We start from the raw sequence: 13,601 nt of genomic DNA on the forward strand, positions 1-13,601 counted from the left end.
CCGTGGTTGTTTTCTTATAAACTTGTTGAGTGTTTTGGTTGCACTTTTTGGTCAGGGTCGATGTAGTTGATGGCATTGTTAATAGCAGTTGGAGCTTCACCCAGTCCTGTAGCGATTAAATCAATCTTACCTTCATAGTAGCAGCAGTCCCCAATGGCATAGATACCCTCTTGGCTGGATTCTTGCTTGCTGTTGACGATAATCTTGTGACGGTTGAGGTCCAGACCCCAATTTTTAAGATTGCCGACAGATGATTTGAAACCATAGTTGACAAAGAGGTGGTCTACCTCAATAGTTTCAGTTTCATCTGATTTAACTTTTGTGATTTCCAGTTTATCGAGTATTTTTCCATTTCCAAGGAGTTGGCTAGGAACGAACGGTGTCTTAATGGTTACAGATGATTCTTGTAGAGCTTGCACACTGTGTTCCAAGGCGCGGAAGTTATCTCGACGGTGAACAAGTGTAGTTGGCGCAATTTTTTCAAAAGCTAGAGCCCAGTCCACTGCTGAGTCCCCACCACCAAGGATGGTCACTTTCTTGCCAGCATATTGCTGAATGTTGGAAACGTGGTAGTGGATATTTTCATAGTCCTCAACACCCTCTAATTCAAGCGGTCGTGGTTTAAAGGCGCCACCACCCATGGCAATGATGACTGTTTTAGTCAGGTGGCTTCCTTTGTTGGTTTGAATTGTAAAACCTTGATCTTGTTTCTCGATTTCAAGAACGGTTTCGTTGAGATGAACAGGTGTTTCAAAGCCGTTTAGCTGTTCAATCAAGCGATTGGTCAACTCTTCTCCAGTTAAGTTTGGAAAACCTGGCACATCAAGGATTTGCTTCTCAGGGTAGAGGATGGCTGGTTGACCACCGAGCTGGGGAAGAGAGTCGATGATTTGGACTTTGGCTTGGCGTAAGTGGGCGTAAAAGGCAGCAAAGAGACCGACGGGACCGCCACCTACAATGGTAATGTCATAGAGTTGAGACATGATTTCTCCTTCGTTTTTTCTAGTCAGTTTATTTTATCATATTTTTAATCAAATTAAAATGAAGTAGGATAGGGAAAAAATTGTTAGAAAATGGTATAATAGGACGGAACGTGTTTTGACAGGGAGGAGGCCAAGGATGAATTTTCAACAATTATCCAATTTACAGTACTGGACGAGTTTGTTTTCAAGTCCTTGGAGTATAGTCACCAATCTGATTGATATTCTCATTGTGACTTACATTTTGTATCATTTTACAAAGGCCATTGCAGGGACTAAAATCATGATCTTGGTGCGGGGAGTTTTGGTCTTCATTCTAGCTCAAATTCTCTCCAATATGATTGGTTTAACGACCATTTCTTGGTTGATCAATCAAATCATCACCTATGGGGTCATTGCAGCAGTAGTCATCTTTTCACCGGAGATTCGGACGGGTCTAGAGCGGTTGGGCCGGGCTACTGATTTCTTCTCCAATGCACCTATTAGTGCAGAAGAGCAGATGATTCGTGCCTTTGTGAAATCAGTCGAATACATGAGCCCGCGTAAAATTGGTGCTCTGGTAGCTGTTCAGCGAGTGAGAACTTTACAGGAATACATCTCGACGGGGATTTCCCTAGATGCCAAGATTTCAGCTGAATTGCTCATCAATATTTTTATTCCTAACACTCCCTTGCACGATGGAGCGGTCATTATCCGAGAAGATCGGATTGCTGTTACTTCAGCCTACTTGCCACTAACTGAAAATACAGAGATTTCCAAAGAGTTTGGAACACGGCATAGGGCGGCGATTGGTTTGTCGGAAGTATCGGATGCTCTTACCTTTGTGGTTTCGGAGGAAACAGGTGGAATCTCAATCACCTATAATGGAGTCTTTAAGCACGATTTGACCTTGGAAGAGTTTGAATCGGAGTTAAGAAGAATCTTGCTTCCAACATCAGAGAAAAAACAAGGTCTGAAAGATCGTTTGCTAGGAGGATTGAAACATGAGAAAAAATAGTCTTTATATTATTTCTTCCTTCTTTTTCGCCTGCATCCTTTTTATCTATGCGACTTCAACAAACTATCAGAATAATAATAGTGCCAGACAGGTGCGGACGGAGACTTATACAAACACAGTTCTTAATGTCCCAATTGATATTCAGTATGACAGTGATCAGTACTTTATTAGTGGTTTTACATCTGAAGTGACCGTCTTTCTGACTGGGTCAAACAGAGTTGCTTTGGCGAGTGAGATGCAGGAAAGTACTCGAAAATTCAAGGTCAAAGCTGACTTAACCAATGCCAGTGTAGGGACCATCGAAGTTCCTCTAACCATTGAAAATTTACCGAGTGGTTTGACCGCTGTTGCAACTCCGCAAAAGATAACAGTCAAGGTCGGTAAAAAAGCAAAACGAGATAATGTAATCGTTGTGCCGGAGATTGACCCTAGCCAGATTGATTCTCGTGTGAAAATTGATACAGTCACTGTGTCAGATGAAAAAGTAACGGTTACTAGTGATGAGGAAACTCTCTCTAGAGTAGATCGTGTCATTGCCATCTTGCCAACGAGTGAACGGATAACAGGTAACTATTCGGCTTCTGTTCCTCTACAAGCAGTCGATAAAAATGGAAATGTCTTGCCAAGCGTCATTATGCCATTTGACACTACAATGAAAATTACAACAAAAACAGCAGCGTCTAGTTCGAGTAACTCGTCAACAAGTTCCTCAGAGGGCAGTTCGTCTTCAACGAGTTCAGAAACGAAACCAGACTCGTCTAAACAAGAATAAACAAAATAGTAGAAAAGGATGATTAACAAAATGGGTAAATATTTTGGGACTGATGGAGTCCGTGGAGAAGCAAACGTAGAATTGACGCCAGAATTGGCCTTTAAATTGGGTCGTTTTGGAGGTTATGTCCTCAGTCAACACGAAACGGAAGCCCCTAAAGTCTTTGTAGGACGTGATACACGTATCTCAGGAGAAATGCTAGAATCTGCCTTGGTAGCGGGTCTCCTCTCAGTAGGGATTCACGTCTACAAACTCGGTGTCCTTGCAACACCAGCAGTAGCTTATTTGGTTAAAACTGAGGGAGCTAGTGCGGGTGTCATGATTTCAGCGAGTCACAACCCAGCCCTTGATAATGGAATTAAGTTCTTTGGTGGAGATGGCTTTAAGCTTGACGACGACAAAGAAGCAGAAATTGAAGCCTTGCTAGATGCTACAGAAGACACTCTTCCTCGTCCAAGTGCCGAAGGCTTGGGAACCTTAGTGGACTATCCAGAAGGCTTACGTAAGTACGAGGGCTACCTTGTTTCAACTGGAACTCCTCTTGAGGGAATGAAAGTGGCCTTGGACACAGCAAACGGTGCAGCGTCTACAAGTGCCCGTCAGATTTTCGCTGATCTGGGTGCCCAGTTGACAGTTATTGGTGAGACACCAGATGGTCTTAATATCAACTTGAATGTGGGTTCTACACATCCAGAAGCTCTTCAAGAAGTGGTCAAAGAAAGCCAGTCAGCTATTGGTTTGGCCTTTGACGGAGACAGTGACCGCTTGATTGCTGTTGATGAAAATGGCGATATCGTTGATGGTGACAAGATCATGTACATCATCGGGAAATACCTTTCTGAAAAAGGCCAGTTGGCTCAAAACACCATCGTGACAACCGTCATGTCTAACCTTGGTTTCCATAAGGCATTGGATAGTGCTGGCATTAACAAAGCAGTGACTGCTGTTGGTGACCGCTATGTCGTTGAAGAAATGAGAAAATCAGGCTACAACCTTGGTGGTGAACAGTCTGGTCACGTTATCTTGATGGATTACAATACAACAGGTGATGGTCAATTATCAGCTGTCCAATTGACTAAGATCATGAAAGAAACAGGTAAGAGCTTGTCTCAACTGGCATCAGAAGTGACGATTTACCCACAAAAACTGGTCAATATCCGAGTGGAAAATGCCATGAAAGAAAAAGCCATGGAAGTACCAGCCATCAAAGCGATTATCGAAAAGATGGAAGAAGAAATGGCAGGCAACGGCCGCATCCTAGTTCGCCCAAGTGGAACGGAACCCCTCTTGCGTGTCATGGCGGAAGCTCCTACAACAGAAGAAGTCAACTACTATGTAGATACGATTGCTGCTGTGGTTAAAGATGAAATCGGTATTGACTAAAACCTAGAAAACTAGATGAAATGATAAAAATGTGGTACAATTGCATAGTAAATTGTAGCAATGGGAGAGAAAAATGAATCTTAAACGAGAACAAGAATTTGTTAGCCAGTATCACTTTGATGCTCGTAACTTTGAATGGGAAAATGAAAATGGAGCTCCTGAAACCAAGGTAGACGTGAACTTTCAGCTACTCCAACATGACCAAGAAAACCAAGTGACTTCGCTAGTTGTTATCTTGAGTTTCATGATTGTCTTTGACAAATTCGTCATCAGCGGAACAATTTCTCAAGTTAACCATGTGGAAGGTCGTATTGTCAACGAACCAAGTGAATTTAACCAAGAAGAAGTTGAAACCTTGGCACGTCCATGTTTGAACATGCTTAACCGTTTGACGTATGAAGTAACAGAAATCGCCTTGGATCTTCCAGGGATCAATTTGGAGTTTTAGTCATGAAATTAGCTGTCATTACAGATTCTTCAGCCTATTTAGAGGAGAAGACGCTGCAAAGAGAGAATCTATTTATCTTGGATATTCCTGTCAATATCGATGGGGAGGAGTATGTCGAAGGTGTGAATCTGACTGCTGAGGAATTTTATCAAAAAATGGCTCAGTCTGCAGAATTGCCTAAAACTAGTCAACCAAGTATTGCCAAATTGGATGAGATTCTAAGTTCCTTGAAAGATGAAGGCTATACCCATGTCTTGGGCCTCTTTCTTTCATCAGGAATTTCAGGCTTTTATCAGAACATCCAATACATGTTGGATGAGTATGATGGCTTGACCATTGCCTTTCCAGATACCCATATCACAAGTTCCCCTCTAGGATTTATGGTGGAGAGTGCCTTTGAATGGGCAGAACAGGGCGATGATTTTGCCCAGATTCAGGAGAAGTTGGCTATCCAAATTGCTGATAATTCAGCCTTTATCATAGTAGACGACCTTGATCACTTGGTTAAGGGAGGCCGTTTGTCAAATGGGGCAGCTGTCTTAGGGAATCTCCTCAGTATCAAGCCTATCCTCTACTTTAATGACCAAGGGGTGATTGAAGTTTACGAAAAAGTTCGTACGGAAAAGAAGGCAACTAAACGTTTGGTGGAAATCATCAAAGAGTTGACAAAAGATGGGGACTACCGTATTACAGTCATTCATGGTAACGCACCTCAAAAGGCGGCAGATTTGCGCCAACTCTTGATTGAGAGTGGTGTGACTTCTGAGATTCCAATTGTTAGCTTTGGTAGTGTCATTGGAACCCACCTTGGAGAAGGCAGTATTGCCTTGAGCTATACACCAATCGTCTAAATTGTTCTTACAAGCTTTGTATCTTAGACAGGAGTAGAGATGAGTATTCGAGTAATTATTGCCGGTTTTAAGGGAAAGATGGGTCAAGCCGCTTGTCAGATGGTCTTGGCTGATCCAGACTTGGACTTGGTCGCAGTTTTGAATCCTTTTGAGTCTGAGTCAGAATGGCAGGGAATTCCTGTCTTCAATGATAAGACTGACTTGGCTGGTTTTGAAGCGGATGTTTGGGTAGATTTTACCACACCAGCCGTTGCCTACGAAAATACACGCTTTGCTCTTGAAAATGGCTTCGCTCCAGTAGTTGGAACAACAGGCTTTACTAGTGAAGAAATTGCAGAACTAAAAGCATTTTCCCGTGAACAAGATTTGGGTGGCTTGATTGCCCCTAACTTTGCTTTGGGAGCTGTCTTGCTTATGCAATTTGCGGCGCAGGCTGTCAAATATTTCCCAAATGTGGAGATTATCGAGCTCCATCATGACAAGAAAAAAGATGCTCCGAGTGGAACAGCCATTAAAACGGCTGAGCTGATGGCGGAAGTTCGGGAATCAATCCAGCAAGGTGCGCCTGATGAGGAAGAACTGATTTCAGGTGCTCGTGGTGCTGATTTTGATGGTATGCGCATCCACTCAGTCCGTCTACCAGGCTTGGTAGCCCATCAAGAAGTCATCTTTGGCAATCAGGGAGAAGGATTGACTCTTCGTCATGACTCCTATGATCGCAGCTCCTTCATGACAGGGGTGAATTTGGGAATCAAAGAAGTTGTCAAGCGTCATGAGCTTGTCTATGGATTAGAACACTTATTATGAGATTAACACAAATGCCTTCTGAATTTCAGAAGGCTTTACCAGTATTAGAAAAAATTAAAGAAGCAGGCTTTGAAGCCTATTTTGTTGGGGGTTCCGTCAGAGATGCTATCCTCAATCGCCCTATCCATGATGTGGATATTGCGACCTCTTCTTATCCAGAGGAAACCAAGAAAATCTTTCCAAGAACTGTAGATATCGGAATTGAGCATGGAACAGTCTTGGTCTTAGATGGCGATGAAGAGTATGAAGTAACTACCTTTCGGACGGAGGATGTCTATGTGGACTATCGCAGACCGAGTGCGGTTTCTTTTGTGCGTTCGCTAGAAGAAGACCTCAAACGTCGTGATTTCACAGTCAACGCCTTTGCCTTGGATGAGACAGGTGAAATCATTGACTTGTTCCATGGTTTAGAAGATTTGAAAAATCAAGTCTTGCGAGCAGTTGGAGTGGCTAGTGAACGTTTCAATGAAGATGCTCTACGTATTATGCGTGGTTTCCGTTTTCAGGCCAGTCTTGGTTTTGAACTTGAGCAAGAAACATTTGAAGCGATGAAATCCTTGACGCCGCTCTTGGAGAAGATTTCTGTGGAGCGCACCTTCGTTGAGTTTGATAAACTCTTGCTGGCACCTTTTTGGCGAGTTGGCCTGTCTTCCATGATTGAGAGCCAAGCTTATGATTATCTCCCTGATATGGCAGACAGTCGAGAAAAGCTCCAAAGATTGTTTGATTTAGAGAGTGATTTCACCTTTGAATCTTCAGAGCAAGCTTGGGCGGCTCTACTGTGGACTTTGGATATTGAAAATGCGCAGCCATTTTTGAAGGCTTGGAAGACCTCACGCCAGTTTGCTAAGCAAGTTCAGGATTTACTGACTATTTTGACCTTGCGTGAAAAGGGAGAATTGAGCAAGCGCGATTGTTACCGCTTTGACTTAGATTTGCTTTTACAGGTTGAAAATCTTAGACAGGCTCAAGGAAAAGAAGTCAACCCACAAGCCATCACAGAAACCTATCAGAGTTTGACCATTCATGACAAGAAAGAAATCAAGATTAACGGTGGCATTTTGATCAAGGAATATGGTTACCAGCCTGGGCCAGACTTGGGAGAGATTTTAACAGAGATTGAGTATGCCATTGTTGATGGTAACTTGGAGAATGACCGTGATGCCATCCATGCTTACCTGAAGGAGAAAAAATGAGTGATTTTATCGTTGAAAAACTAAGCAAATCCGTCGGAGACAAGACCGTTTTTAAGGATATTTCCTTTATCATCCATGACTTGGATAGAATCGGTCTAATTGGTGTCAATGGAACGGGTAAGACCACCCTTTTGGACGTCCTTTCAGGCGTTTCTGGTTTTGATGGCGATGTTAGTCCCTTTTCAGCTAAGAATGACTACAAGATTGGCTACTTGACCCAGAATCCAGATTTTGATGATAGCAAGACGGTTTTGGATACGGTTCTATCCAGCGACCTCAAGGAAATTCAGCTGATTCGTGAGTATGAGTTGATCATGCTCAACTACAGTGAGGACAAGCAGGCTCGTTTGGAACGGGTCATGGCGGAGATGGATTCTCTCCAAGCTTGGGAAATCGAGAGTCAGGTCAAGACCGTTCTCAGCAAGCTGGGGATTCAGGACTTATCTACTCCTGTTGGAGAATTGTCAGGTGGTCTAAGAAGACGGGTTCAGTTGGCACAAGTTCTCCTAGGAAACCACGATCTCTTGTTACTGGATGAGCCGACCAACCACCTGGATATTTCGACCATTGAGTGGCTGACTCTCTTTTTGAAAAATTCCAAGAAGACGGTTCTCTTTATCACCCACGATCGCTATTTCCTAGATGCACTATCAACGCGGATTTTCGAGTTGGACCGAGCAGGCTTGACCGAATATCAGGGCAATTATCAGGACTATGTTCGTCTCAAGGCTGAACAAGATGAGCGCGATGCGGCTCTTCTCCACAAAAAAGAACAACTCTATAAGCAAGAATTAGTTTGGATGCGTAGACAACCGCAAGCGCGTGCGACCAAGCAGCAGGCTCGTATCAATCGTTTCCACGACTTGAAAAAGGAAGTTTCAGATAATCCTACTGAGACAGACTTAACCATGAACTTTGAGACCAGTCGGATTGGTAAGAAAATCATCGAGTTTAAAGATGTTTCCTTCGCTTATGCGAACAAGCCGATTTTACAAGATTTTAACTTCTTGGTGCAGGCCAAAGACCGTATCGGTATCATTGGGGACAACGGTGTTGGAAAATCAACTCTTCTTAATCTGATTGCAGGAAGTCTTGAGCCGACTGCAGGTCAAGTTGTGATAGGGGAAACCGTTCGTATCGCTTATTTCTCTCAACAAATCGAAGGATTGGATGAAAGCAAACGGGTCATCAACTACCTCCAGGAAGTAGCAGAAGAGGTCAAGACTAGCGGTGGTTCTACAACTTCTATTACAGAATTGCTGGAGCAGTTCCTTTTCCCACGTTCGACCCATGGAACCTTGATTGAGAAATTGTCTGGTGGCGAGAAAAAACGCCTCTATCTCCTCAAACTGCTCTTGGAAAAACCAAATGTACTTCTCTTGGACGAGCCGACAAATGACCTAGACATTGCAACCTTGACAGTTTTGGAGAATTTCTTGCAGGGCTTTGCGGGTCCTGTCTTGACAGTTAGCCACGACCGTTATTTCTTGGATAAGGTAGCGACCAAGATTCTCGCCTTTGAGAATGGAAACATCCGTACTTTCTTTGGCCATTACACTGATTACCTTGACGAAAAGGCCTTTGAAGCAGAAGCTACTAGCCAATCTCAAAAGCTTGAGAAAGAAAAAGTGGTTAGAGTTCGTGAAGACAAAAAGCGAATGACCTATCAAGAAAAGCAGGAGTGGGCAAGCATTGAAGGCGATATTGAAGACTTGGAAAATCGTATCGCTACTATTGAAGAGGAGATGCAGGCAAATGGCTCTGATTTTGGTAAACTTGCAACACTTCAGAAAGAGCTCGATGAAAAAAACGAAGAACTTCTTGAAAAATACGAACGCTATGAATATTTAAGTGATTTTGATAGCTAGAAGAATAGAAAAATCCCGTCTCATGGACAGGATTTCTCTATTCTTCTTTTTTGGTTTCTTGATGAAAGATATTTTGCCAGGTTTCGTGGCGACGCCAGATACTGGTATGGACGATACCATCCATCTCATAGCAGATGAGTTTGTTTTTTTGACTGATAGAAGTGATTTGGATGTCCTTGATAGCTGAATTTAACTCTTTTTCGGCCTTGTAAGCCTCTTTATCCATCTGCTCCCCATCTTGACGGATATAGAGAAAGTCCTCAGCAAGGAGTTCTTCTAGCTGATTTCCTTGGTCAATCAATTGCTCACGCATGAGCAGTTTTTTGTAGACATTGTCTAAAATTTCGTCTTCAGGTATAGGAGCAGGTTCGATATGGACATCGGTATCAAATACTCCAAATCGTTCTTCTAGCATAGACTCAACCTGGTCTGCAATTTCGTGACTTTCATAGACTGATAGGTCGGGATTCATTTCCAGCGTGATATCAAGGTAGATATTGCTACCGTAGGTGCGACCTCTTTGGGACTTAACCTTACTAATCTTTGGAATCTCCATGATGGCCTTCTGATAATCTTCCAGCAGACGGTCGTCAAAACCATCTGAAAGACTAAAGGAAGACTCGATAAAGATATCATAGGCTGTCTTTAAGATAAAGAAAGTGATGATGATAGCGACCAATTTATCTACGATCGGATAATTGAAACTGCTGGATAGGATAGCAATGGAAGTCCCAAGCGAAGTCACAGCATCGGAAAGATTGTCTTTTGCTGCCGCTTTGAGAGCCTTGGATTTGGATTTCTTACTGAGACGAGTATTATAGAGATAAACGGCGAACATGACTGCCGCTGATAAGACTCCTAGACTTGCACCTAGAGGGTCAATAACCGTCTGTTCCCGACTGAGAATTTTTTGAATGGTGTCTCGAAGAACATCAAAGCCAACGTAGAACATGATGATGGAAGTAATCAAACTAGCCAAATCTTCAATCTTCCAGTGACCGAAACGATGGTCACGGTCTGCGGGCTGGCGAGCCATCCGAATACCAATCAGAAGAGCAACATTTCCGATAATATCTGATACGTTGTTAAAACCATCCGCTACCAAACTGGAAGAATGTAGGAGGTGGCCAGTCGCTAATTTTGCCGTAGACAAGAGGAGGTAGGTCGAAATGCTGATAATGGCACCACGTTCCGCCAACTTGAGATTTGACATGGATTGATTCATCGGACTTCCTTTCTAGTGCTGAGATTCTGTTTTCATTATACTGGTTTTCATGGGAAAATTCAAATTTAGTCTTGTTTTATCGGATTTTAATTCTTGAAAATTGTTCAAATTTTGATATAATAGTACTACTCAAGGGAGTAGCTGGCAGAAACCTGTGATAGTGTCGTCATTCCGAATTTTATACTGTAAAGTATTCTTTCCGGCGCTATCTTAAACAGCGAGACTTGTTATGATTAACAGGTCTCTTTTTGTTTGTCATAAAACCAAAAGAGAGCTTGTTTTGCACACAAAGTCAAGGAGGAGACATATGTCAAAAGAACAAAAACGCCAAGCGTTTTATACTCAAAGTCCCGAAGAAGTCTTGAAGTCGGTTGAAGCAACTGAGCAAGGCCTTTCGTCAAGCGAAGCGCAGAAACGCCTAGCTGAATATGGGCGCAATGAACTCGAAGAGGGTGAGAAAAAATCACTCCTAGTCAAGTTTATCGAGCAATTTAAGGATTTGATGATTATCATCCTAGTTGCTGCGGCTATCTTGTCAGTCGTAACTTCTGGTGGGGAAGATATCGCAGATGCCATCATTATCCTAGCCGTGGTTATCATCAACGCTGCCTTCGGTGTTTACCAAGAAGGAAAAGCAGAAGAAGCCATCGAAGCCCTCAAGTCTATGTCTAGTCCAGCTGCTCGCGTTATTCGTGATGGGCATATGGCTGAGATTGATTCAAAAGAATTGGTACCAGGTGATATCGTTGCTCTTGAAGCAGGTGACGTGGTGCCAGCAGACCTACGATTGCTAGAAGCTAATTCTCTTAAAATCGAAGAAGCAGCTTTGACAGGTGAGTCTGTTCCAGTTGAAAAAGACTTGACCGTCGAGCTCGCTACAGATGCTGGTATTGGTGACCGTGTCAATATGGCCTTCCAAAACTCAAATGTGACTTATGGTCGTGGTCTTGGTGTTGTTGTCAATACAGGTATGTACACTGAAGTGGGTCATATCGCTGGTATGCTCCAAGATGCTGACGAGACAGACACGCCACTCAAACAAAACTTGAACAACCTTTCTAAGGTTTTGACCTATGCAATTTTGGTTATTGCCCTTGTTACTTTTGTAGTTGGAGTCTTCATTCAAGGTAAAAATCCACTTGGTGAGTTGATGACCTCTGTTGCACTTGCTGTTGCAGCCATCCCAGAAGGACTTCCTGCTATCGTGACCATCGTTCTTGCCCTTGGTACTCAAGTTTTGGCCAAACGAAACTCTATCGTTCGTAAGTTGCCAGCAGTCGAAACACTTGGTTCAACAGAAATCATCGCTTCTGATAAGACTGGTACGCTTACCATGAACAAGATGACCGTCGAGAAGGTCTTCTATGACGCGGTCCTACATGACTCTGCTGATGATATTGAACTTGGCTTGGACATGCCTCTTCTTCGTTCTGTTGTCTTGGCCAACGATACCAAGATTGATGCAGAAGGAAACCTGATCGGGGATCCAACGGAAACAGCCTTCATCCAGTATGCCTTGGACAAGGGCTACGATGTTAAAGGGTTCTTAGAGAAATATCCTCGTGTTGCTGAGTTGCCATTTGACTCAGATCGTAAACTCATGTCAACGGTTCATCCATTGCCAGATGGTAAATTCCTCGTGGCAGTCAAGGGGGCTCCAGATCAACTTTTGAAACGTTGTGTTGCTCGTGATAAGGCTGGAGATGTTGCTCCGATTGATGAGAAAGTCACTGAATTAATCCATACAAACAACTCGGAAATGGCTCACCAAGCCTTGCGTGTCCTTGCAGGTGCTTATAAGATTATCGATAGTATTCCAGAAAATCTTACTTCTGAAGAGCTTGAAAACAACTTGATCTTTACTGGTTTGATTGGGATGATTGACCCTGAGCGTGCTGAAGCTGCAGAAGCTGTTCGAGTGGCTAAAGAAGCGGGAATCCGTCCAATCATGATCACTGGTGACCACCAAGACACAGCAGAAGCTATTGCTAAACGTTTGGGAATTATCGACGAAAATGACTCGGAAGACCATGTTTTGACTGGTGCTGAGCTTAACGAACTTTCAGATGAAGAATTTGAAAAAGTCGTTGGTCAATACTCTGTTTATGCGCGTGTATCTCCAGAACACAAGGTTCGTATCGTGAAAGCTTGGCAAAACCAAGGTAAGGTCGTTGCTATGACAGGTGACGGTGTTAATGACGCTCCAGCTCTGAAAACAGCCGACATCGGTATCGGTATGGGAATCACTGGTACAGAGGTTTCTAAGGGAGCTTCTGACATGATTCTTGCGGATGATAACTTTGCGACCATCATCGTCGCAGTTGAAGAAGGACGTAAGGTCTTCTCAAACATTCAAAAGACTATTCAATACCTACTTTCTGCCAATACGGCTGAAGTTTTGACCATCTTCTTATCAACCTTGTTTGGTTGGGATGTCTTACAGCCAGTTCATCTTTTGTGGATCAACTTGGTAACCGATACCTTCCCAGCTATCGCTCTTGGTGTTGAACCTGCTGAGCCAGGTGTTATGACCCACAAACCTCGTGGACGTAAGTCAAGCTTCTTCTCAGGTGGGGTCTTGGGTTCTATCATCTATCAAGGTGTACTCCAAGGGGCACTCGTCTTGACCGTTTATGGCCTTGCTCTTACCTATCCAGTCCATGTAGGAGACAACCAAGCTATTCACGCAGATGCCCTTACCATGGCCTTTGCAACACTCGGTTTGATCCAGCTCTTCCATGCCTACAATGTTAAGTCTGTTTACCAATCCATCTTGACAGTTGGACCATTCAAGTCTAAGACCTTCAACTGGTCTATCTTGGTATCCTTCATTCTTCTTATGGCAACAATTGTCGTAGAACCGCTTGAAGGAATCTTCCACGTAACCAAACTAGACTTATCACAATGGGCTATTGTTCTAGCTGGAAGCTTCTCAATGATTCTTATCGTCGAAATCGTTAAGTTTGTTCAACGTAAACTCGGCTTTGACAAGAATGCGATTTAAAAAGAAAGTCATCTTCGGATGGCTTTTTTTGCATTTGAGGAAAAGGACTAGAAGTTGCCCCCTTTTGTGC

General features: G+C 43.2%; 11 protein-coding genes. 9 read left to right on the top strand and 2 right to left on the bottom strand.

The window, feature by feature from the left end:
- Nucleotides 1-14 precede the first annotated feature (14 nt).
- Nucleotides 15-983 carry an NAD(P)/FAD-dependent oxidoreductase gene (locus D8801_RS00365; protein ID WP_125847049.1) on the bottom strand — a complete coding sequence of 323 codons (969 nt, stop codon included), beginning with the start codon at nt 981-983 and terminating at the stop codon, nt 15-17.
- 136 nt (nt 984-1,119) lie between these two features.
- Between D8801_RS00365 and cdaA the strand changes: the two genes are divergently transcribed.
- The 8 genes from cdaA to D8801_RS00410 all read left to right on the top strand — a co-directional run bounded on the left by cdaA (nt 1,120) and on the right by D8801_RS00410 (nt 9,302).
- On the top strand, nt 1,120-1,977 hold the full coding sequence (gene cdaA, locus D8801_RS00375) for a diadenylate cyclase CdaA (RefSeq protein ID WP_125847051.1): 858 nt from the start codon (nt 1,120-1,122) through the stop codon (nt 1,975-1,977).
- Entirely contained in the window at nt 1,964-2,749 is a 786-nt protein-coding gene (locus D8801_RS00380) for a CdaR family protein (protein WP_125847053.1), read from the top strand. The genes cdaA and D8801_RS00380 overlap by 14 nt, the downstream gene beginning before the upstream one ends.
- A gap of 30 nt (nt 2,750-2,779) precedes the next feature.
- Nucleotides 2,780-4,132 carry a phosphoglucosamine mutase gene (gene glmM / locus D8801_RS00385; protein WP_125847648.1) on the top strand — a complete coding sequence of 451 codons (1,353 nt, stop codon included), beginning with the start codon at nt 2,780-2,782 and terminating at the stop codon, nt 4,130-4,132.
- 73 nt (nt 4,133-4,205) lie between these two features.
- A complete protein-coding gene (locus D8801_RS00390; RefSeq protein WP_001050092.1) occupies nt 4,206-4,580 on the top strand; it encodes a DUF1149 family protein in 375 nt (124 codons plus the stop codon).
- Nucleotides 4,581-4,582: 2 nt separating this feature from the next.
- Nucleotides 4,583-5,431 (top strand): DegV family protein, encoded by an 849-nt coding sequence (locus D8801_RS00395; RefSeq protein WP_125847055.1) that lies wholly within the window; start codon nt 4,583-4,585, stop codon nt 5,429-5,431.
- 39 nt (nt 5,432-5,470) lie between these two features.
- Nucleotides 5,471-6,238 carry a 4-hydroxy-tetrahydrodipicolinate reductase gene (gene dapB, locus D8801_RS00400; protein WP_125847057.1) on the top strand — a complete coding sequence of 256 codons (768 nt, stop codon included), beginning with the start codon at nt 5,471-5,473 and terminating at the stop codon, nt 6,236-6,238.
- Nucleotides 6,235-7,434 (top strand): CCA tRNA nucleotidyltransferase, encoded by a 1,200-nt coding sequence (locus D8801_RS00405; RefSeq protein WP_125847059.1) that lies wholly within the window; start codon nt 6,235-6,237, stop codon nt 7,432-7,434. Before dapB ends, D8801_RS00405 begins: the two co-directional genes overlap by 4 nt.
- Nucleotides 7,431-9,302, top strand: a complete 1,872-nt coding sequence (locus D8801_RS00410) for an ABC-F family ATP-binding cassette domain-containing protein (protein ID WP_125847061.1) — start codon at nt 7,431-7,433, stop codon at nt 9,300-9,302. Before D8801_RS00405 ends, D8801_RS00410 begins: the two co-directional genes overlap by 4 nt.
- A gap of 37 nt (nt 9,303-9,339) precedes the next feature.
- Here the strand turns inward: D8801_RS00410 and D8801_RS00415 are convergent, their stop codons facing one another.
- Nucleotides 9,340-10,527, bottom strand: coding sequence for a cation diffusion facilitator family transporter (locus D8801_RS00415; protein ID WP_125847063.1), 1,188 nt, complete (start codon nt 10,525-10,527; stop codon nt 9,340-9,342).
- Between the two features lie 307 nt (nt 10,528-10,834).
- On the opposite strand from D8801_RS00415, the gene D8801_RS00420 reads away from it, so the two are divergent.
- A complete protein-coding gene (locus D8801_RS00420) occupies nt 10,835-13,531 on the top strand; it encodes a cation-translocating P-type ATPase (protein WP_125847065.1) in 2,697 nt (898 codons plus the stop codon).
- Nucleotides 13,532-13,601 lie beyond the last annotated feature (70 nt).

Source organism: Streptococcus oralis (assembly GCF_003943415.1).
Taxonomy (GTDB): domain Bacteria; phylum Bacillota; class Bacilli; order Lactobacillales; family Streptococcaceae; genus Streptococcus; species Streptococcus oralis_BJ.